The sequence below is a fragment of the Pseudomonas sp. P4_C3 genome, assembly GCF_056402075.1.
In genome coordinates this window covers 21,182-41,984 of record NZ_JBFUIC010000007.1, presented here as the reverse complement: position 1 = coordinate 41,984, position 20,803 = coordinate 21,182, and the positions used below count along the sequence as shown (strand labels likewise).

Sequence of the window (20,803 nt, the reverse complement as noted above, 5' to 3'; positions counted from 1 at the left end):
CGGCGTTCCGACGATTGAACGATAACGCGGTCTTTCAGGTAACAAACAAATCCACGAACCGGTTCACCGCTGTCGCCTCAAGTTTCTGCTGATCCTTGCAAAGCGCAAAAATCTCTTCGCTGCGCTGAGCGGTGAATCGTGTCAGCAAGTTCGCCCTGAATTTCTCCTCCAGCAACGGGATACCTTCAACCCGGCGCCGACGATGCCCGATCGGGTATTCCACCACCACATTCTCAGTGTTCGAACCATCCTTGAAGAACACCTGCACCGCATTGGCAATCGAGCGTTTATCCGCCTCCAGGTATTCACGGGTGTAACGCGGCTCTTCGACGATGACCATTTTCTCGCGAAGCACATCGATGATTGGATGCGCCTTGTGGAAATCGTCCTCGTAGTGCTCCGCCACCAGATTGCCGAAGGCCAGCGGCACGGCGGTCATGTACTGGATGCAGTGATCGCGGTCGGCGGCGTTTGCCAATGGACCGACTTTGGAAATGATGCGAATCGCCGATTCATGGGTGGTGATGACGATCCTGTCGATTTCGTGCAGGCGATTACGCACTTGCGGATGCAAGGTCACCGCCGCTTCGCAGGCCGTTTGCGCATGGAACTCGGCGGGAAAACTGATCTTGAACAGCACGTGTTCCATCACATAACTGCCGTACGGCCGCGAGAAACTGAACCCGCGCCTGTCTTCTGGCTTGAGTGCCAGATCGCTATTGGTGTGGCTGAACAGTACGTCGTAAAAACCCCACTGCTTGGCACTCAATACGCCGGGGATGCCCATCTCGCCGCGCATCGCAATGTCCGCCAGGCGCACGCCACGACTGGACGCATCGCCCGCCGCCCAGGACTTGCGCGAGCCGGCATTCGGCGCATGCCGGTACGTGCGCAAGGCCTGACCGTCGGCAAAGGCGTGGGACAACGCCGACAACAACTGTTCGCGATTGGCGCCCATCAGCTTGGCCGCAACCGCGGTCGAGGCGACTTTCACCAGAATCACGTGATCGAGGCCGACGCGGTTGAACGAATTCTCAAGGGCGATCACGCCTTGAATCTCGTGGGCCATGATCATCGATTCAAGCACCGTGCGAACGGTCAGCGGCGCCTCGCCATTGGCCAGGCGCTTTTGCGACAGGTGGTCGGCCACCGCGAGAATACCGCCGAGGTTATCCGACGGATGTCCCCACTCGGCGGCGAGCCAGGTGTCGTTGTAGTCGAGCCAGCGCACGATGCAGCCGATGTCCCACGCCGCCTTCACCGGATCGAGCCGGTAACTGGTGCCCGGCACGCGGGCGCCGAACGGCACGACGGTGCCTTCGACCACAGGCCCCAGGTGCTTGGTGCACTCCGGGAAACGCAGGGCCAGCAAGCCGCAACCCAAGGTATCGATCAGGCAGTTACGCGCGGTATCCAGCGCCTCTTCAGACTCGATCTTGAAGTTGAGAATGTAATCGGCAATGTCCTGCAGGACCTTGTCGTAGTCCGGACGGTTGTTCAGGTCGACGTTGGCACTCATGTTCGATTCACTCTATGAAGTGGGTCGTTGATGGGACCTCGGTTCAGGGCAATGTAGGAGCTGCCGCAGGCTGCGATCTTTTGACTTTGTTTTTTTTAGAATCAAGATCAAAAGATCGCAGCCTGCGGCAGCTCCTACGGGGTTTGTGTCAGAACGAGTCGCCTGGCACGCGAACGAAACCTTCCATCAACACCCGCGCACTGCGGCTCATGATTGCCTTGTTCACGGTCCATTCGCCATTGACCTGACTGGCCTCGGCGCCGACACGCAGGGTGCCGGACGGATGGCCGAAGCGCACCGCATTGCGTTCGATACCGCCTGCAGCGAGGTTCACCAAAGTGCCGGAAATCGCTGCGGCCGTACCGATCGCCACTGCCGCCGTGCCCATCATCGCGTGGTGCAACTTGCCCATGGACAATGCACGCACCAGCAGGTCGACATCCCCCGCCGCTATCGCCTTGCCGCTTGATGCCACGTAGTCCGCAGGCTTGGCCACGAAGGCCACCTTCGGCGTGTGCTGCCGCTTGGCCGCTTCGTCGATGTTCGAAATCAGACCCATGCGTAGCGCGCCGTAGGCACGGATGGTTTCGAACATCAGCAAGGCTTTCGGATCGCCATTGATCGCGCCCTGCAACTCGGTGCCTTTGTAGCCGATGTCTTCGGCATTGATAAAAATTGTCGGGATGCCGGCGTTGATCATGGTCGCCTTGAAGGTACCGACACCGGGTACTTCCAGGTCATCCACCAGGTTGCCGGTAGGGAACATCGAACCGCCGCCACCCTCTTCATCCGCTGCCGGATCGAGAAACTCGATCTGCACTTCGGCCGCCGGGAAGGTCACGCCGTCGAGTTCGAAATCACCGGTTTCCTGCACTTCACCATTGGTGATCGGCACGTGGGCGATGATGGTCTTGCCAATGTTGGCCTGCCACACGCGAACCACCGCCACGCCGTTGTGCGGGATGCGGCTGGCGTCCACCAGACCATTGCTGACGGCGAACGAACCGACCGCCGCCGACAGGTTGCCGCAGTTGCCGCTCCAGTCCACGAACGGCTTGTCGATCGACACCTGACCGAACAGGTAGTCGACATCGTGATCGGCCTTGATGCTTTTCGACAGGATCACGGTTTTGCTGGTGCTGGAAGTCGCGCCGCCCATACCGTCGATTTGCTTGTCGTACGGGTCGGGGCTGCCGATTACGCGCAGCAGCAAAGCGTCGCGGGCCGGGCCTGGGACCTGTGCCGCTTCAGGCAAATCCTTCAGGCTGAAAAACACGCCTTTGCTGGTGCCGCCGCGCATGTAAGTCGCTGGAATTTTGATCTGCGGTGCATGAGCCATGGTGCTCGTTACTCCTAATCTGAAAGCAGACACGGGACTTGAAGTCCCGTGTCGGTACAGCCTGTTTTAGACGGCGACCGCCGATTCTTCGAGGAAGTCCTGGGCGAAGCGTTGCAACACACCGCCAGCCTCGTAGATCGACACTTCTTCGGCGGTATCGAGGCGGCAGGTCACCGGCACATCGACGCGTTCGCCGTTCTTGCGATGGATCACCAGCGTCAGCTCGGCACGTGGCGTGCGCTCGCCAATCACGTCGTAGGTTTCGCTGCCGTCGATGGCCAGGGTATGACGGTTGGTGCCCGCTTTGAATTCCAGCGGCAACACGCCCATGCCCACCAGGTTGGTGCGGTGAATGCGTTCGAAACCTTCGGCGGCAATCGCTTCCACACCCGCCAGGCGCACGCCCTTGGCCGCCCAGTCGCGGGACGAACCCTGGCCGTAGTCTTGACCTGCGATGATGATCAGCGGCTGCTTGCGATCCATGTAGGTTTCGATGGCTTCCCACATGCGCATCACTTTGCCTTCCGGCTCGACACGGGCCAGCGAACCCTGCTTGACCTTGCCGTTTTCCTGAACCATTTCGTTGAACAGTTTCGGGTTGGCGAAGGTTGCGCGCTGCGCAGTCAGGTGGTCACCACGGTGAGTCGCGTAAGAGTTGAAGTCCTCTTCCGGCAGGCCCATTTTCGCCAGGTATTCGCCGGCGGCGCTGTCGAGCATGATGGCGTTGGACGGCGAAAGGTGATCCGTGGTGATGTTGTCCGGCAGCACCGCCAGCGGACGCATGCCCTTGAGCGGACGTGCCCCGGCCAATGCACCTTCCCAGTACGGCGGACGGCGAATGTAGGTGCTCATCTCGCGCCAGTCGTACAGTGGCGCGACTTTCGGACCGGTGTCTTCGTGGATGGCGAACATCGGGATGTAGACCTGACGGAACTGCTCCGGCTTGACCGAGGCCTTCACCACCGAGTCGATTTCTTCGTCGCTCGGCCAGATGTCTTTCAGGCGGATTTCCTTGCCATCCACCACGCCCAGCACATCTTTTTCGATGTCGAAACGGATGGTACCGGCGATGGCGTAAGCAACGACCAATGGCGGCGACGCGAGGAACGCCTGCTTGGCGTACGGGTGAATCCGGCCGTCAAAGTTGCGGTTACYGGACAACACGGCAGTGGCGTACAGGTCGCGGTCGATGATCTCTTGCTGGATCACCGGATCCAGCGCGCCGGACATGCCGTTGCAGGTGGTGCAGGCGAAGGCCACGACGCCGAATCCGAGCTGCTCCAGCTCATCGGTCAAACCGGCTTCGTCGAGGTACAGCGCGACGGTTTTCGAACCCGGTGCCAAGGACGATTTGACCCACGGCTTGCGGGTCAGGCCGAGCTTGTTGGCGTTGCGCGCCAGCAGGCCGGCGGCGATCACGTTGCGCGGGTTGCTGGTGTTGGTGCAACTGGTGATGGCGGCAATGATCACCGCGCCATCCGGCATCTGGCCAGGTACGTCTTCCCACTGACCGGCGATGCCTTTGGCTGCCAGATCCGAAACCGCGACACGGGCGTGCGGGTTGCTCGGGCCAGCCATGTTGCGCACGACCGAAGACAGGTCGAAGGTCAGGCCGCGCTCGTATTGCGCGCCTTTGAGGCTATCAGCCCACAGGCCGGTCTGCTTGGCGTAGTTCTCGACCAACTGCACCTGCTCGTCTTCACGGCCGGTGAGCTTGAGGTAGTCGATAGTCTGCTGGTCGATGTAGAACATCGCCGCGGTGGCGCCGTATTCCGGGGCCATGTTGGAGATGGTCGCGCGGTCGCCGAGGGTCAGCTTTGACGCGCCTTCGCCGAAGAACTCCAGCCACGCACCGACCACTTTTTGCTGGCGCAGGAACTCGGTCAACGCCAGCACCATGTCGGTGGCGGTGATGCCCGGTTGCAGCTTGCCGGTCAGTTCGACGCCGACGCTTTCCGGCAGGCGCATCCAGGAGGCGCGGCCGAGCATCACGCTCTCTGCTTCCAGGCCGCCAACGCCGATGGCGATCACACCCAGCGCATCGACGTGCGGGGTGTGGCTGTCGGTGCCGACACAGGTGTCGGGGAAGGCCACACCGTCGCGCACCTGGATCACCGGGGACATTTTCTCCAGGTTGATCTGGTGCATGATGCCGTTGCCCGGCGGGATCACGTCGACGTTCTTGAACGCCTTCTTGGTCCAGTTGATGAAGTGGAAACGGTCTTCGTTGCGACGGTCTTCGATGGCGCGGTTCTTCTCGAACGCCTGCGGATCGAAACCACCGCGCTCGACGGCCAGGGAGTGGTCGACGATCAGTTGGGTCGGCACCACCGGGTTGACTTGTGCAGGGTCGCCGCCTTGCAGGGCGATGGCATCACGCAGGCCGGCGAGGTCGACCAAAGCAGTCTGGCCGAGAATATCGTGACACACCACGCGGGCCGGGAACCACGGGAAGTCGAGGTCGCGCTTGCGTTCGATGAATTGCTTCAGGGATTCGGTGAGCGTGGCCGGGTCGCAGCGACGCACAAGGTTTTCCGCCAGCACACGGGAGGTGTACGGCAGGGTGTCGTAGGCGCCAGGCTGGATCGCCTCGACCGCTGCGCGGACATCGAAGTAATCCAGTTTGCTGCCGGGCAGCGGTTTACGGAATTGAGTGTTCATCGTCAGGACTCGGTCACGGTAGTTACAAAAGGTGGGGCCTGGCACCAGACTTGAATTGAACACAATCCACTGTGGGAGCGAGCTTGCTCGCGATAGCGATGTAACTGGCGACATTGATGTTGAATGTCAGCCCGTCATCGCGAGCAAGCTCGCYCCCACAGGGATCTGCGTTGATTTCAGATCCCGGTGCCGACCTCCACCATTCAGCGTTGTTCGATTGGTACGAACTTGCGCTGTTCAACGCCGGTGTACTCGGCGCTTGGACGGATGATGCGGTTGTTGGCACGTTGTTCGTACACGTGGGCAGCCCAGCCGGTCAGGCGCGAGCAGACGAAGATCGGTGTGAACAACTTGGTCGGAATGCCCATGAAGTGGTACGCCGAGGCATGGTAGAAGTCGGCGTTCGGGAACAGTTTCTTCTGCTCCCACATGGTCTTGTCGATGGCTTCGGAAACCGGGAACAACACTTTGTCATCCACTTCGTCAGCGAGTTTTTTCGACCAGCCCTTGATCACCTCGTTGCGCGGATCGTTGTCCTTATAGATCGCGTGGCCGAAGCCCATGATCTTGTCCTTGCGCTCGAGCATGCCGAGGGTGCCTTTGATCGCGTCTTCCGGCGACGAGAAACGCTCGATCATTTCCATCGCCGCTTCGTTGGCACCGCCGTGCAGCGGGCCGCGCAGCGAGCCGATGGCCGCGGTGATGCACGAATACAGGTCGGAAAGGGTCGAGGCGCAAACACGTGCGGTGAAGGTCGAAGCGTTGAACTCGTGCTCTGCGTAGAGGATCAGCGAAACGTTCATCACCTTGACGTGCAGCTCGCTCGGTTTCTTGCCGTGCAGCAGGTGCAGGAAGTGGCCGCCGATGGACTGCTCGTCGCTCACGCAATCGATGCGCTTGCCTTCGTGGCTGAAGTGATACCAGTAAGTCATGATCGCCGGGAACGCGGCCAGCAGGCGGTCGGTCTTGTCGTGCTGCTCGGAGAAGTTGTTCTCCGGCTCCAGGTTGCCCAGGAACGAGCAGCCAGTGCGCATCACGTCCATCGGGTGGGCGTCGGCGGGGATGCGTTCCAGCACTTCTTTCAGCGCTTGCGGCAAGTCACGCAGCTTGCTCAGCTTGGTGATGTAGGCTGCAAGTTGCGCTTTGCTCGGCAGTTCGCCGTACAGCAGCAGATAGGCAACTTCTTCGAACTGTGCGTCAGCCGCCAGTTCACGTACGTCATAACCACGATAGGTCAGACCGGCACCCGACTGGCCCACGGTGGACAGTGCGGTTTGCCCGGCTACCTGGCCACGGAGCCCGGCGCCACTGAGTACTTTTGCTTCGGCCATTTTTGTCTCCAATATTCTTGAATTTTTTAGGAAATCGGCAAACACACGGGTCGGGAATCATCCCGGTCCTGTAGGAGCGAGCTTGCTCGCGATGGTGGACCGAACACCGCGGGGTGCCAATTTTCCCGCGTCATCGTTAACGACCATCGCGAGCGAGCTTGCTCCTACCTCTTCGCGGCGAACAACGCATCGAGCTTCTGCTCGAAGGTGTGGTAGTCGATGCGATCGTAAAGCTCCATGCGGGTCTGCATGGTGTCGATGACGTTTTGTTGAGTGCCGTCGCGACGGATCGCGGTGTAGACGTTTTCTGCAGCCTTGTTCATGGCGCGGAACGCCGACAGCGGGTACAGCACCAGCGATACGTCGGCAGCGGCCAGTTGCTCGGTGGTGTACAGCGGCGTCGCGCCGAACTCGGTGATGTTGGCCAGGATCGGCGCTTTCACGCGGTTGGCGAACAGCTTGTACATGTCCAGCTCGGTGATGGCTTCCGGGAACACCATGTCGGCGCCGGCTTCGATGCACGCGGCGGCGCGATCCAGGGCAGACTCCAGGCCTTCCACCGCCAGGGCGTCGGTACGGGCCATGATCACGAAGCTGTCATCGGTACGCGCATCGACGGCGGCCTTGATGCGGTCGACCATTTCCTGTTGGGTCACAATCTCTTTATTCGGACGGTGACCACAGCGCTTGGCGCCAACCTGGTCTTCGATGTGAATCGCCGCGGCGCCGAACTTGATCATCGACTTGACGGTGCGAGCGACGTTGAACGCCGAGGAACCGAAACCGGTGTCCACATCCACCAGCAATGGCAGGTCGCAAACATCGGTGATACGGCGCACGTCGGTCAGCACGTCATCCAGACCGGTGATGCCCAGGTCAGGCACGCCGAGGGAGCCGGCAGCCACCCCGCCACCCGACAGGTAGATCGCCTTGAAACCGGCGCGTTTGGCCAGCAGCGCGTGGTTGGCGTTGATCGCGCCGACCACTTGCAATGGATGCTCGCTGGCGACCGCATCGCGGAAACGCTGGCCTGGAGTGCTCTTGTTCAAACTCATGACTCACCTCGTTTGGCTGTCGGGTTAGCGCCGTCCTGGTAATGACGGGCGATGTTGCGTTTGGAGGCGCCGATATGACGGCGCATCAACAACTCGGCCAGTTCACCGTCACGGTCGGCGATGGCATCGAGAATGCGGTGGTGCTCGGCGAACGCCTGGTGCGGGCGATTGGGCGTGGTGGAAAACTGGATGCGGTACATGCGCACCAGTTGATACAGCTCGCCGCAGAGCATTTGGGTCAGCGTGCGGTTGCCGCTGCCCTGGATGATTCGGTAATGGAAGTCGAAATCGCCTTCCTGCTGGTAGTAGCCTCTCCCGGCCTGAAACGCCTCATCGCGCTCGTGGGTTTCCAGGACCCGACGCAGTTCGTCGATTTCCTCGAGGCTCATGCGCTCGGCGGCCAGGCGACAGGCCATGCCTTCCAGGGATTCGCGGATTTCGTATAGCTCAATCAGTTCGGCGTGGTTGAGCGACACCACCCGGGCGCCGACATGCGGCACGCGAACCAGCAGACGCTGGCCTTCCAGACGGTGGATGGCCTCGCGCAACGGGCCACGGCTGATGCCGTAGGTGCGCGCCAACTCCGGCTCGGAGATTTTGCTGCCCGGCGCAATCTCGCCTTTGACGATAGCCGCCTGAATGCGTCGGAAGACGTTCTCGGACAGGGTCTCCGTATCGTCTTGCGTTGAAACGGGGGGATCGAGTTGATCCAGCATATTGTCGACACCTTGTGAGCCAATGCCGCAAAAACTAACGAATACAGGCGACACAGTCAAAGGTTAAATCGATATTGTCGACAATCTTCTGATAACCGGCTGCACCATAACGAAGCAATCCCTCTGTTTATAGCCACCGGCCAGCGCTGGCGCCATCAAACTACCGTGCTAGAATGCCGCCCGCATTTGTTTGTCACATCTGCACTGCCTGTCATAAAAACCTGACAGGCATACGAGGGAGCTTGCGCAGCGATGCCAGGGCCTTGAATCAAGTCGGACCGCTGCGCATCAGGATTTATGAGACTCAAGCCCTTCCCTGCCTTCCTTTATTTCCTTTGTCTGCCTGGTTTCGCAATGGCCGGGGAAAAGACCGTGTATGGCCTTAATGAGTACGCATCGCTCAATGGCATTGACCTGGAAGTGGCGGCCAAACTCGACACCGGGGCAAAAACCGCTTCCCTGAGCGCGCGGGATATCAAACGTTTCAAACGCAACGGCGAGTCATGGGTGCGCTTTTACCTGGCCATCGACGCCGCCCATTCGCACCCGATCGAACGCCCGCTGGCCCGTGTCAGCAAGATCAAGCGCCGGGCCGGCGACTACGACCCCGAAGAGGGCAAGAAGTACACCGCCCGCCCGGTGATCGAACTGGACATCTGCATGGGCTCGGCCCTGCGTAGCATCGAAGTGAACCTGACCGACCGCAGCGCTTTCCAATATCCGCTACTGATTGGCTCCGAAGCCCTCAAACGCTTCGATGCACTGGTTGACCCCAGCCTTAAATATGCTGCCGGCAAACCTGCCTGCACCACCGACGCTCATACCGCCGAGTAATTTCAATGCGCTCTCTTACCCTTCATCTGAAACTGCTGATCGCCATCCTGGTGGCGCTGGGCATTTCAGTTACGGCCTATCAGATCTTCGTGCTGGGCATCCCGGTGACCGAAGACGCCACCGACGACCTGTGGAACATCGACGCCAAGGTCGAGTTCGTCGCCAGTGCCAAGGACCCGGTCAAGATCCAGATGTTCGTGCCACCGCTGAGCCGCGACTTCGTCAGCCTCAACGAGAGCTTCATCTCCAATAACTACGGCGTGGCCGTGAACCGGGTCGACGGCAACCGCAAGGTCACCTGGTCGGCGCGCCGGGCCAAAGGCAATCAGACGCTGTATTACCGCCTGGTGCTGACCAAGCGTTATTCCGGTGAGAAAGCCAAGATCAAAGGCCCGACCTTTCGCGACAGCATGACCATCGAAGGCCCGGAAAAAATCGCCGCCGAAGCCCTGCTTGCTCCGATTCGCCAGCACTCGGCCGACGTCGAAACCTTCGTCGGCGAAGCCATCAAGCGGGTCAACAACCTCAACGACGACAACGTGAAGCTGTTGCTGGCCGGTGATCCGTCCACCGCGCACAAGGCGAAAATCGTCGAGTTGCTGCTGTCCGTCGCCCACGTGCCGATCGAGAAGGTCCACACCATCCGCCTGGTGGCCGATCAGCCGCAAATCCCGGAACTGTGGCTGCGCAGTTTCAACGGCACCGACTGGCTGTACTTCAATCCGGAAACCGGTGAACAGGGCCTGCCGACCGACCGCCTGCTGTGGTGGACCGGCGACGAAAACCTGATCACCGTCGATGGTGGCAAGAAAGCCAACGTGACCTTCAGCCTGAACAACAGCGAAATGAATGCCATTCGCCTGGCCAAGCTGACCGACGAAAACACCGACGCCAACTTCCTCGAATATTCGCTGTACGGCCTGCCGCTGCAAACCCAGCAGACCTTCATGATCATGGTGATGATCCCGATCGGCGTGCTGGTGATCCTGATCCTGCGCAACCTGATCGGCATCCAGACCCTGGGCACCTTCACCCCGGTGCTGATCGCCCTGGCCTTCCGCGAAACCCAGCTCGGCTTCGGTATCGCGCTGTTTACCATCATCACGGCGCTGGGCCTGTCGCTGCGTTCCTACCTCGAACACCTGAAACTGCAAATGCTGCCGAGGCTGTCGGTGGTGCTGACGTTCGTGGTGGTGTTGATTGCGGCGATCAGCCTGTTCAGCCATAAACTCGGCCTGGAGCGTGGCTTGTCGGTGGCGCTGTTCCCGATGGTGATCCTGACCATGACCATCGAACGCCTGTCGATCACCTGGGAAGAACGCGGCGGCGGCCACGCCATGAAAGTGGCCATCGGCACGCTGTTCGCCGCGTCCCTGGCGCACCTGATCATGACCGTGCCGGAACTGGTGTACTTCGTGTTCACCTTCCCGGCGATCCTGCTGATCCTGGTGGGCTTCATGCTGGCCATGGGGCGTTATCGCGGTTATCGCCTGACCGAACTGGTGCGCTTCAAGGCCTTCCTGAAAAAGGCTGACGCCTGATGTTCGGCTTCTGGAAGACCTGGAAGGCCCTGGAAGCCCAGGGCATCATGGGGATCAATCGGCGCAACGCAGACTACGTGCTCAAGTACAACAAGCGCAGYCTGTACCCGATCGTCGATGACAAGATCATCACCAAGGAGCGCGCCATCGCCGCTGGCATCCATGTGCCCGAGCTGTATGGCGTAATCTCCACCGAGAAGGAAATCGACAATCTCGAAGAGATCATCGGCGCACGCAGCGACTTCGTGATCAAACCGGCCCAGGGCGCTGGCGGCGACGGCATCCTGGTCATCGCCGACCGCTTTGAAGGCCGCTATCGCTCGGTGTCCGGCCGGATCATCAGCCATGAAGAAATCGAGCATCAGATTTCCAGCATCCTGACCGGCCTGTACTCCCTGGGCGGTCACCGCGACCGGGCCCTGATCGAATACCGCGTGATTCCGGACCAGATCTTCAAGAGCATCAGTTACGAAGGCGTGCCGGACATTCGCATCATTGTTTTGATGGGTTACCCGGTGATGGCCATGTTGCGCTTGCCGACCCGCCAGTCCAACGGCAAGGCCAACCTGCACCAGGGCGCCATCGGCGTCGGTGTGGATCTGGCCACCGGCCTGACCCTGCGCGGCACCTGGCTGAACAACATCATCAACAAACACCCGGACACCACCAATGCAGTGGATGGCGTGCAACTGCCCTACTGGGACGGTTTCATGAAACTCGCCGCCGGCTGTTATGAATTGTGCGGGTTGGGCTACATCGGAGTCGACATGGTCCTGGACCAGGAAAAAGGCCCGTTGATTCTTGAACTCAACGCCCGGCCTGGGCTGAATATTCAGATTGCCAATGACTGCGGGCTGACGTTGCGTACTCATGCGGTGGAAGCACGAATGGAAGACCTCAAGGCTCGTGGCGTGACCGAATCGGTCAAAGAGCGTGTGGCGTTTGTACAGGAGATGTTTGGGCACATTCCTGCGGTCGAGGGTTGATCTTTTGTGGCGAAGGAGCAAGCTCCCTCGCCACAGAATGTAATTTCAGTCGCTTCCGATGTGCCTTCCCTCTAGGACCAAATCCTGCAGAGGACTACAATCGCCACCCCGCCTCGATGGCTGACTTCCCCCGCCCATGTTGACCTGCTCCGTACACCCGCTGCCCTATCGCGCCAACCCCGCCCAATACTTCGCGGCGATTCGCCATGCCCCCGGCGCCGTGCTGCTCGACAGCGGCCGCCCCAGTGCTGACCGCGGTCGCTATGACCTGCTCAGCGCCTGGCCACTGGAACAACTGACGGTATCGCCCGACGAAAGTGGCGATGCCTTCCTGCAACGCCTGCGCGATAACCTGACACGCCTGGGCGAAGCGACTCTGCCGGTACCTTATGAGTTGCCGTTTGCCGGTGGATTGATCGGCTACCTGAGTTACGACTTCGGCCGGCATCTGGAGCGCCTGCCGAGCCAGGCACAGGACGACCTGCAACTGCCTGACGCGCGTTTCGGCCTGTACGGCTGGGCATTGGTCAGCGATCACCTTTCGCTGACCAGTCAATTGGTGTTCCACCCGACACTGCCCACCGGCGAACGCCAGCGCCTGATCGATCTGTTCAGCCAGCCTGCACCGGAAGTGGTCGCGCCCTTCAAACTGCTCACCCCGATGACTGCCGACTTGAGCGCTGACCAGTATCAACAGGCAATCGAGCGCATCCAGCAATACATTCAGGCCGGCGACTGTTATCAGGTCAACTTCGCCCAGCGTTTTCGTGCGCCCTGCCAAGGTGATCCCTGGACCGCTTACTGCGCACTGCGCGCAGCGTGCCCGACGCCTTTTTCCGGTTTCCAGAGCTTGCCTGACGGCGATGCCGTACTCAGCCTGTCGCCGGAACGCTTCGTCAAAGTCAGCCAGCGCCATGTGGAAACCCGCCCGATCAAGGGCACTCGACCTCGGGGCCTGACGCCTGAGCAAGACGCCGCGAACGCCACCGAACTGCTGGCCAGCCCCAAGGATCGCGCGGAAAACCTGATGATCGTCGACCTGCTGCGCAATGACCTCGGCCGGACCTGCCGCACCGGTTCGGTTCGGGTACCGGAACTGTTCAGCCTGGAAAGCTATCCGAACGTGCATCACCTGGTCAGCAGTGTCACCGGTGAACTGGCGGATGACCGCGATGCCCTGAACCTGATTGCTGGCAGCTTCCCGGGGGGCTCGATTACCGGCGCGCCAAAGATTCGCGCCATGCAGATCATCGATGAGCTGGAACCGACCCGACGCGGACTGTATTGCGGTTCATTGGTCTACCTGGACGTGCGTGGCGAAATGGACAGCTCCATCGCCATCCGCAGCTTGCTGGTCAAGGACGGGCAGGTGTGTTGCTGGGGCGGCGGCGGGATTGTCGCGGACTCGGAGTGGCAGGCTGAATATCAGGAGTCGATCACCAAGGTGAAGGTATTGCTCGATACCCTGCAAAACCTCTGACACCACACCCGTCCCTGTAGGAGCGAGCTTGCTCGCGATGGTCGTCAACGATAACGCGGCATGCCTGACATCCCGCAGCGTTTTCAGATTCATCGCGAGCAAGCTCGCTCCTACAGGAAATGTACTTACAGGCTCAACGTCCGGTTCGAAGCCTTGATGAACTCCTGCTTCAGCTCTTCAAACGTGTGCACCGCCGGGAACTGCGGGAACTGCGCAATCACGTTTTCCGGCGCATGGAACAGAATCCCGGCATCGGCCTCGCCCAGCATCGTGGTGTCGTTGTAGGAATCCCCCGCTGCGACCACCCGGTAGTAGAGGCTCTTGAAGGCCAGGACCGACTGACGCTTGGGATCTTTCTGACGCAACTGGTAGCCAGTGACGCGCCCGCTGTCGTCGGTAATCAGACGATGGCAGAGCAAGGTCGGGAAGCCCAGTTGGCGCATCAGTGGCTGGGAGAACTCATAGAAGGTGTCCGACAGGATCACTACCTGGAAGCGCTCGCGCAGCCAGTCGACGAACTCGATGGCGCCATCCAGTGGCTTGAGCGTGGCGATCACTTCCTGAATGTCGGAAAGTTTCAGGCCGTGCTCGTCGAGAATCCGCAGGCGCTGCTTCATCAGCACGTCGTAGTCGGGAATGTCCCGGGTGGTGGCCCTGAGGGACTCGATCCCGGTTTTTTCGGCGAAGGCGATCCAGATTTCCGGGACCAGCACACCTTCAAGATCCAGACAGGCAATTTCCACAAGACACTCCCATTTGTATTGATTATTGAGTCGAGCGAGCATAAAGCCTGCCGAACTCTAGCGACTCGGGCCTGCCTGCGCAACGCAGAGGATGCCCCGGCCCGTGCAGCTTTTTGTTACCATCGACCCCATATAGAGCGCCCAGCGCCACCGACCTGTAGGAAGCCGCCCTGATGAGCCCAACGTTCGACGTCGTGGAACTCGCCACGACCTATGCCAACAAATCCGCCCAGGACATCCTGAAGCTCGCTTTTGCCGAGTTCGGCGATGACCTGTGGATATCTTTCAGCGGTGCCGAGGACGTGGTGCTGGTGGACATGGCCTGGAAGCTGAACAAGAACGTCAAAGTGTTCAGTCTCGACACCGGCCGCCTGCACCCCGAGACCTACCGCTTCATCGATCAGGTGCGCGAGCACTACAAGATCGACATCGAGCTGGTGTCGCCGGACCACACCAAACTCGAACCCTTCGTGAAGGAAAAAGGCCTGTTCAGTTTCTACAAGGACGGCCATGGCGAATGCTGCGGTATCCGCAAGATCGAACCGCTGCGCCGCAAGCTGTCCGGCGTGAAAGCCTGGGCCACCGGCCAGCGCCGGGACCAGAGCCCCGGCACCCGCAGCGCCGTCGCAGTGATGGAAATCGACACCGCGTTCTCCACCCCGGAACGCACCTTGTACAAGTTCAACCCGCTGGCGCAAATGACCAGTGAAGAGATCTGGGGCTACATCCGCATGCTGGAACTGCCGTACAACAGCCTGCACGAACGCGGTTTCATCAGCATCGGCTGCGAACCCTGCACCCGCCCGGTACTGCCGAACCAGCATGAGCGTGAAGGCCGCTGGTGGTGGGAAGAAGCGACGCAGAAGGAATGCGGGTTGCATGCGGGGAATATCATCAGCAAGGGGTAGGAGCGAGCTTGCTCGCGATGGTCGTCAACGAAAACGCTGTAAACCTGATTCCCCCGCGACGCTCTCGAGTTTTTCGCGAGCAAGCTCGCTCCTACAGAGTCAATGTGCCACAACACACAACGTGTACACACGAATGTCACCATAAGTGCCATTTGTGTGTGCACTTTTAGTTTCAGCGCCCCAAAAAGTTACATCTCCTTTCTCATCACCTCGCCCACATCCTCCCTCTCCAAAAATAAATACCTGTTCAATCGGTCAATTTAAATTTTCTATTTTTCAGTCAGTTATTCGTTTTCGATAACAAAACGAAATGAGCACTGGTTTTTATAGAATCGCAACTGGCACAAATCTGGCTTAAGTGCATACATGTTTTGTATACAATCAAATCAAAACATACGCACACTTTATATCCGCAAGCCTGAAGCGCCCTATCCCGTACAGGCTGCAGATGCCCCGTAACCAATGATATTCGCCACCCGCGACGAAGATTTGTCGAGCCAACGCTCATGCACAGTCATCGCGGCGTCGAGCATCAGGAGCCTGCCGGAATGCGTACTAGTCTCTCCAATAACAACATCGCGCTGGATCTACCCTCTTCCCATTCCACCCACACCGCCGACAACCAGGCGCATCACGCCCCCGTGGTGCTCAGCCCCCGACTGCACAACAAGGACCTGGCACCGACCAAGGCCGAAGGCCGGCGCTGGGGCCGCTACAGCATCTTTGCCCTATGGACCAACGACGTTCACAACATTGCCAACTACTCGTTTGCCATCGGTCTGTACGCTTTGGGTCTGGGTGGCTGGCAGATCCTGCTGTCCCTGGGTATCGGCGCGGCGCTGGTTTACTTCTTCATGAACCTGTCTGGCTACATGGGCCAGAAAACCGGGGTGCCGTTTCCGGTCATCAGCCGGATCAGTTTCGGCATTCATGGTGCGCAGATTCCTGCATTGATCCGCGCCGTGATCGCCATCGCCTGGTTCGGTATTCAGACGTACCTTGCGTCCGTGGTGTTTCGCGTGCTGTTGACGGCGGTCCATCCAGGGTTCGCCGACTACGACCACGACTCGATCCTCGGCCTGTCGACCCTGGGCTGGGTGTGTTTCGTCGCGATCTGGTTCGTGCAACTGGCGATCCTTGCTTATGGCATGGAGATGGTGCGGCGCTACGAGGCGTTTGCCGGCCCGGTGATTCTGCTGACCGTCGCCGCACTCGCCGCGTGGATGTACACCCAGGCCGATGCGACGATTGCCTGGTCGATCCGCGAGCCGCTGACTGGCGGTGAGATGTGGCGCAACATCTTTGCCGGTGGCGCACTGTGGCTGGCGATCTACGGCACCTTGATCCTCAACTTCTGCGACTTCGCCCGCTCTTCGCCGTGCCGCAAGACCATCAAGGTCGGAAATTTCTGGGGCTTGCCGGTGAATATCCTGGTATTCGCCAGCATCACGGTCCTGCTGTGCGGCGCGCAATTTCAGATCAATGGCCGGATCATCGAAAGCCCGACCGAAATCATCGCCTCGATCCCCAACACCTTCTTCCTGGTGCTCGGCTGCCTGGCATTCCTGATCGTCACCGTGGCGGTGAACATCATGGCCAACTTCGTCGCCCCGGCGTTCGTACTCAGCAACCTGGCGCCCAAGTACCTGACCTTCCGCCGCGCCGGGCTGATCAGCGCGACCATCGCCGTGCTGATCCTGCCGTGGAACCTCTACAACAGTCCGCTGGTGATCGTGTATTTCCTGTCCGGCCTCGGTGCCCTGCTCGGCCCGCTGTACGGGGTGATCATGGTCGACTACTGGCTGGTACGCAAAGGCCAGGTCAACGTGCCGCAGTTGTACAGCGAAGACCCGAACGGCGCGTATTACTACAGCCGCGGGGTCAATTTGCGCGCCGTGGCGGCGTTCATTCCCGCTGCCCTGATCGCCATCGTCCTGGCCCTGGTGCCAGGGTTCCACAGCGTATCGCCGTTCTCCTGGCTGATCGGTGCCGGCATCGCCGGGATGCTCTACCTGATCATCGCCAAGCGCCAACCGCACTACGCCGATGTCAGCGGCGAAGCCATCGCCGTCGACAACGTCAGCCACTGATCCTGTCGCGGCCCGGCGTGGTCGGGCCGCAGAACCAACTGCAATAAGGACTTTCAATGCGCATTCTCGTGGTCAACGTCAACACCACCGAATCCATCACCCAGGCCATCGCCCGTTCGGCGCAAGCCGTCGCGTCGCYCGGCACGGAAATCGTCGGCCTCACCCCGCACTTCGGCGCCGACTCCATCGAAGGCAATTTCGAAAGCTACCTGGCGGCCATCGCGGTCATGGATCGGGTGATGTCCTACGACCAGCCATTCGACGCCGTGATCCAGGCCGGCTATGGCGAGCACGGCCGTGAAGGCTTGCAGGAACTGCTCAATGTGCCGGTGGTGGACATCACTGATGCCGCCGCCAGCACGGCGATGTTTCTCGGACACGCCTATTCCGTGGTCACCACCCTCGATCGCACCGTGCCGCTGATCGAAGATCGCCTCAAGCTCTCCGGCCTCTGGGACCGTTGCGCCTCGGTACGGGCCAGTGGTTTGGCAGTGCTGGAACTGGAACACGAACCGCAACGCGCACTGGAGGCCATCGTGCATCAGGCCGAACTGGCGGTGACCCAGGACAAGGCCGAAGTGATTTGCCTGGGCTGCGGCGGCATGGCCGGGCTGGACGAGCAGATTCGCCGGCGTACCGGGGTACCGGTGGTGGATGGCGTGACGGCGGCGGTGACCATTGCCGAGTCCTTGGTGCGACTGGGGCTGTCGACGTCGAAAGTGCGGACTTATGCGGCACCGCGGCCGAAGAACATCATTGGCTGGCCGGCGCGGTTTGCCCGGTAGACCGCGGTGCCCCCTTCGCGAGCAAGCTCGCTCCCACAGGTTTGGCGTCGCACCTCAGTGATGTATACGACGCMAAACCTGTGGGAGCGTGGCTTGCCCGCGATGGCCGCGCCTCGGTCCTGAGCCTGACTCAAACCGCACTGAACCTCCGCTCCAACCCCCGTTCGGCAAACTGCTCAATGATGAAATCGACAAACGCCCGGGTTTTGCCGGGCAGCAGCTTGTGTTCGGCGTAATAGATGGAGGTGTAACCATCATCGATGTACCAGTCCGGCAACACCCGCTGCAACCTGCCCGACTCCAGATAACCCGAGGCAAACGGCATGCTCACCAGCGCAATGCCCAAACCCTGCGCAGCCGTGGCGCAGGCGGCCTCGGAATCGCTCATGGTCATCCGCGCCTTGAGCGTCAACGGGCTGTGTTGCTGATTGCGATGGGTCAACTGCCAGGAGCGTACCCGTCCGGTCTGCGGCGAGCGGATAAGAATCCCGTCATGGTGCTTGAGGTCATCCGGCTCGCTGATCGCCGCATGTGTCTCCAGGTAGTCCATCGTAGCCACCAACACCCGATGCGCGGGACTCAGCCGGCGTGCCACCACGCCCTGGGGTAATTCGAAGCCACCGCCGATTGCCGCGTCGAAACCTTGCCCGATCAGATCGACCTGGCGGTTGTCGAAGTGCCAGTCCGGGTTGATCGCCGGGAATCGCCGCAGAAACTCACCGAGCATCGGCACAATGTACAGGCAGCCAAATACCGTCCCCATGCTGACTTTCAAGGTGCCGGCCGGCTGCCCTCCGGCACTGGCGAGATTGGCCACGGCATTCTGGATGGTGTGCAGGCTGCCGCTGACTTCGCCGAGAAACAACTGGCCGGCCTCCGTCAGCGTCAGGCTGCGAGTGCTGCGCTGAAACAATCTGACGCCCAGCCGCGCTTCGAGCTTGGCGACGCTCTTGCCTACCGCCGCCGGTGTCAGGCTCAGACGCCGCGCGGCCTCGGCGAAGCTGCCGACCTCAGCGCTGCGCACAAAGCATTCGATACTGTTGAAGGTTTCCATAGGCGCCACTATAAACTTTTGGTTTACACAGACTATCGCGATTATGGTCTACACAGCATGGAATCCTGAATCGATACTAGCCTCCATCAACCGGGACATCTCGCCTCGGGACTTGGAGATCGACATGACTACTCAGAACCTCAGCGGCAAAGTGGCATTGATTCAAGGTGGTTCCCGCGGCATTGGCGCAGCCATCGTCAAGCGCCTGGCTGCTGAAGGCGCAACCGTTGCCTTCACCTATGTCAGCTCCACGGCAAAAGCTGAAGAACTGCAAGACAGCATCACCGCCAAAGGCGGCAAGGCCCTGGCCATCAAGGCCGACAGCGCCGACGCCGACGCCATTCGCGGCGCCGTGTCCGCCACGGTAGACGCTTTCGGTCGCCTGGATATCCTGGTCAACAATGCCGGCGTACTGGCCGTCGCACCGCTGGCCGAGTTCAAACTCGAAGACTTCGACCAGACCCTGGCCATCAACGTGCGCAGCGTGTTCATCGCTACACAGGCCGCCGCCAAATACATGACCGAAGGCGGACGCATCATCAACATCGGCAGCACCAACGCCGACCGCATGCCCTTCGCCGGTGGCGGCCCATACGCCATGAGCAAGTCGGCACTGGTCGGCCTGACCAAAGGCCTGGCCCGTGATCTCGGCCCGCAAGGCATCACCATCAATAACGTGCAACCGGGTCCGGTCGACACCGACATGAACCCGGCCCACGGTGACTTTGCGCAAAGCCTGATCCCGCTGATGGCCGTGGGCCGTTACGGCAAGGCCGAAGAGATCGCCAGTTTCGTCGCCTATCTTGTCAGCCCTGAAGCCGGCTACATCACAGGGGCCAGCCTGACCATCGACGGTGGCTTTGGCGCCTGACATTTGTCAGTCCTGGGGGAGCGAGCCTGCTCGCTCCCAGATTTTCAGTCGTCAGGTCCACTCAAGCGCCGGTAAACCACAAGCGCCCGGCTCGAACGCCTTCAACGTACGAAGAATGCCATCGGCGTGTGCATACCTGGCGTCGGCCATTGCCGCATCCGGAATTGCAATCGCCGTCATCCCCGCTGCTTTCGCCGCAGTAACACCAAAGGGCGAATCCTCGAACACCAGGCAATCTTCGGGTGCAACGCCCAGACGCCGCGCCGCCGTCAGGAAAATATCCGGTGCCGGTTTGGCGGCACCCACCTCGGGGTCATCGGCGGTGACGATGAAGTCGAACAAGGCGAACCAGTCGCGGTGCAGGGTGGTTTTCTGGCCGAACGACTGGCTCGAAGAACTGGTGCCCACGGCAATGGGTATGTTGTTGGCCTTCAGATGCCGTACCAGCTCCTGTGCGCCAGGCATTGCCTGCGCTGTAGGAAAACGCTCGCGCATCAGCGGTTCGCGGATTATCAGGAACTCTTCGGCGGTAATCGGCAGGTCCAGCGCTTCAACCACATAGCACGCCAGATCACCTGCACCGCGGCCGATAATGTTCTGTTTGATGCTCCAGTCGAACGTCCGCCCGTAACGCGCGGCAATGATGGACGTGACTTCGGTGTAGATGCCCTCTGTATCCAGCAACAAGCCGTCCATATCGAAAATCACGGCCTTGATCGGGCCGAATGTTTTCAGTGGTGCATTCATCGCATCTGATCCGTTTTCCAGGGCATCCCGGGCGGCGCAGGTGAAGCCCGCCCCCGAATGGATTAAAGGATTCAGCAGCATAGCGAGCGTCGCTGGCTTAGAGCAACGATGAAATCCTGATCCACGCCGAATGGCTCTCGTGA

17 protein-coding genes are annotated in these 20,803 nt (G+C 60.3%); 8 read left to right on the top strand and 9 right to left on the bottom strand.

The window, feature by feature from the left end:
• Positions 1-34: 34 nt before the first annotated feature.
• The 6 genes from prpD to AC1DVH_RS03190 form a co-directional block, all read right to left on the bottom strand.
• On the bottom strand, positions 35-1,519 hold the full coding sequence (gene prpD, locus AC1DVH_RS03215) for a 2-methylcitrate dehydratase (RefSeq protein ID WP_477752598.1): 1,485 nt from the start codon (positions 1,517-1,519) through the stop codon (positions 35-37).
• A 148-nt stretch (positions 1,520-1,667) separates the two neighbouring features.
• Positions 1,668-2,858 carry a 2-methylaconitate cis-trans isomerase PrpF gene (prpF, locus tag AC1DVH_RS03210; protein ID WP_477752597.1) on the bottom strand — a complete coding sequence of 397 codons (1,191 nt, stop codon included), beginning with the start codon at positions 2,856-2,858 and terminating at the stop codon, positions 1,668-1,670.
• A 66-nt stretch (positions 2,859-2,924) separates the two neighbouring features.
• Complete coding sequence (gene acnD, locus AC1DVH_RS03205; protein ID WP_477752596.1) at positions 2,925-5,519, bottom strand: Fe/S-dependent 2-methylisocitrate dehydratase AcnD; 2,595 nt, start codon at positions 5,517-5,519, stop codon at positions 2,925-2,927.
• A 203-nt stretch (positions 5,520-5,722) separates the two neighbouring features.
• Positions 5,723-6,850, bottom strand: a complete 1,128-nt coding sequence (gene prpC, locus AC1DVH_RS03200; protein ID WP_477752595.1) for a bifunctional 2-methylcitrate synthase/citrate synthase — start codon at positions 6,848-6,850, stop codon at positions 5,723-5,725.
• Between the two features lie 164 nt (positions 6,851-7,014).
• The gene (gene prpB / locus AC1DVH_RS03195; protein ID WP_477752594.1) at positions 7,015-7,905 is read right to left on the bottom strand and encodes a methylisocitrate lyase; all 891 of its coding nucleotides are present in this window, start codon (positions 7,903-7,905) and stop codon (positions 7,015-7,017) included.
• Entirely contained in the window at positions 7,902-8,621 is a 720-nt protein-coding gene (locus tag AC1DVH_RS03190; RefSeq protein WP_218431358.1) for a GntR family transcriptional regulator, read from the bottom strand. The genes prpB and AC1DVH_RS03190 overlap by 4 nt, the downstream gene beginning before the upstream one ends.
• A 297-nt stretch (positions 8,622-8,918) precedes the next feature.
• Between AC1DVH_RS03190 and rloA the strand changes: the two genes are divergently transcribed.
• The 4 genes from rloA (at position 8,919) to pabB (ending at position 13,462) form a co-directional block, all read left to right on the top strand.
• Complete coding sequence (gene rloA / locus AC1DVH_RS03185) at positions 8,919-9,455, top strand: retropepsin-like aspartic peptidase RloA (RefSeq protein WP_217837642.1); 537 nt, start codon at positions 8,919-8,921, stop codon at positions 9,453-9,455.
• Positions 9,456-9,460: 5 nt separating this feature from the next.
• Complete coding sequence (gene rloB / locus AC1DVH_RS03180) at positions 9,461-10,996, top strand: osmotic stress tolerance membrane protein RloB (protein WP_477752593.1); 1,536 nt, start codon at positions 9,461-9,463, stop codon at positions 10,994-10,996.
• Positions 10,996-11,982, top strand: coding sequence for an alpha-L-glutamate ligase-like protein (locus AC1DVH_RS03175; protein ID WP_477752592.1), 987 nt, complete (start codon positions 10,996-10,998; stop codon positions 11,980-11,982). The genes rloB and AC1DVH_RS03175 overlap by 1 nt, the downstream gene beginning before the upstream one ends.
• A gap of 136 nt (positions 11,983-12,118) precedes the next feature.
• Positions 12,119-13,462, top strand: coding sequence for an aminodeoxychorismate synthase component I (gene pabB, locus AC1DVH_RS03170; RefSeq protein WP_477752591.1), 1,344 nt, complete (start codon positions 12,119-12,121; stop codon positions 13,460-13,462).
• Positions 13,463-13,587: 125 nt separating this feature from the next.
• Here the strand turns inward: pabB and thrH are convergent, their stop codons facing one another.
• Complete coding sequence (thrH, locus tag AC1DVH_RS03165; protein ID WP_477752590.1) at positions 13,588-14,205, bottom strand: bifunctional phosphoserine phosphatase/homoserine phosphotransferase ThrH; 618 nt, start codon at positions 14,203-14,205, stop codon at positions 13,588-13,590.
• A 173-nt stretch (positions 14,206-14,378) separates the two neighbouring features.
• Here thrH and AC1DVH_RS03160 point away from each other — a divergent pair, with 173 nt between their 5' ends.
• The 3 genes from AC1DVH_RS03160 to AC1DVH_RS03150 all read left to right on the top strand — a co-directional run bounded on the left by AC1DVH_RS03160 (position 14,379) and on the right by AC1DVH_RS03150 (position 17,988).
• Positions 14,379-15,113: a phosphoadenylyl-sulfate reductase gene (locus tag AC1DVH_RS03160; RefSeq protein ID WP_477752589.1), complete on the top strand. Its 735-nt coding sequence runs from the start codon at positions 14,379-14,381 to the stop codon at positions 15,111-15,113.
• A gap of 548 nt (positions 15,114-15,661) precedes the next feature.
• The gene (locus AC1DVH_RS03155) at positions 15,662-17,203 is read left to right on the top strand and encodes an NCS1 family nucleobase:cation symporter-1 (RefSeq protein ID WP_477752588.1); all 1,542 of its coding nucleotides are present in this window, start codon (positions 15,662-15,664) and stop codon (positions 17,201-17,203) included.
• 56 nt (positions 17,204-17,259) lie between these two features.
• Complete coding sequence (locus AC1DVH_RS03150; protein ID WP_477752587.1) at positions 17,260-17,988, top strand: aspartate/glutamate racemase family protein; 729 nt, start codon at positions 17,260-17,262, stop codon at positions 17,986-17,988.
• A 130-nt stretch (positions 17,989-18,118) separates the two neighbouring features.
• Here the strand turns inward: AC1DVH_RS03150 and AC1DVH_RS03145 are convergent, their stop codons facing one another.
• Positions 18,119-19,042 (bottom strand): LysR family transcriptional regulator, encoded by a 924-nt coding sequence (locus AC1DVH_RS03145; protein WP_477752586.1) that lies wholly within the window; start codon positions 19,040-19,042, stop codon positions 18,119-18,121.
• A gap of 124 nt (positions 19,043-19,166) precedes the next feature.
• Between AC1DVH_RS03145 and AC1DVH_RS03140 the strand changes: the two genes are divergently transcribed.
• Entirely contained in the window at positions 19,167-19,913 is a 747-nt protein-coding gene (locus AC1DVH_RS03140; protein ID WP_477752585.1) for a 3-oxoacyl-ACP reductase family protein, read from the top strand.
• Positions 19,914-19,964: 51 nt separating this feature from the next.
• Here the strand turns inward: AC1DVH_RS03140 and AC1DVH_RS03135 are convergent, their stop codons facing one another.
• On the bottom strand, positions 19,965-20,660 hold the full coding sequence (locus AC1DVH_RS03135; protein WP_477752584.1) for an HAD-IA family hydrolase: 696 nt from the start codon (positions 20,658-20,660) through the stop codon (positions 19,965-19,967).
• Between the last annotated feature and the right edge of the window lie 143 nt (positions 20,661-20,803).

Excerpts from the sequence above, each read along its gene's own strand:
- AC1DVH_RS03140 (WP_477752585.1), top strand. The coding sequence starts at position 19,167 with ATGACTACTCAGAACCTCAGCGGCAAAGTGGCATTGATTCAAGGTGGT.
- prpB (WP_477752594.1), bottom strand. The coding sequence starts at position 7,905 with ATGAGTTTGAACAAGAGCACTCCAGGCCAGCGTTTCCGCGATGCGGTC.
- prpD (WP_477752598.1), bottom strand. The coding sequence starts at position 1,519 with ATGAGTGCCAACGTCGACCTGAACAACCGTCCGGACTACGACAAGGTC.
- AC1DVH_RS03155 (WP_477752588.1), top strand. The coding sequence starts at position 15,662 with ATGCGTACTAGTCTCTCCAATAACAACATCGCGCTGGATCTACCCTCT.
- rloB (WP_477752593.1), top strand. The coding sequence starts at position 9,461 with ATGCGCTCTCTTACCCTTCATCTGAAACTGCTGATCGCCATCCTGGTG.
- AC1DVH_RS03190 (WP_218431358.1), bottom strand. The coding sequence starts at position 8,621 with ATGCTGGATCAACTCGATCCCCCCGTTTCAACGCAAGACGATACGGAG.
- AC1DVH_RS03145 (WP_477752586.1), bottom strand. The coding sequence starts at position 19,042 with ATGGAAACCTTCAACAGTATCGAATGCTTTGTGCGCAGCGCTGAGGTC.
- AC1DVH_RS03135 (WP_477752584.1), bottom strand. The coding sequence starts at position 20,660 with ATGAATGCACCACTGAAAACATTCGGCCCGATCAAGGCCGTGATTTTC.
- AC1DVH_RS03160 (WP_477752589.1), top strand. The coding sequence starts at position 14,379 with ATGAGCCCAACGTTCGACGTCGTGGAACTCGCCACGACCTATGCCAAC.
- pabB (WP_477752591.1), top strand. The coding sequence starts at position 12,119 with ATGTTGACCTGCTCCGTACACCCGCTGCCCTATCGCGCCAACCCCGCC.
- prpF (WP_477752597.1), bottom strand. The coding sequence starts at position 2,858 with ATGGCTCATGCACCGCAGATCAAAATTCCAGCGACTTACATGCGCGGC.
- rloA (WP_217837642.1), top strand. The coding sequence starts at position 8,919 with ATGAGACTCAAGCCCTTCCCTGCCTTCCTTTATTTCCTTTGTCTGCCT.
- prpC (WP_477752595.1), bottom strand. The coding sequence starts at position 6,850 with ATGGCCGAAGCAAAAGTACTCAGTGGCGCCGGGCTCCGTGGCCAGGTA.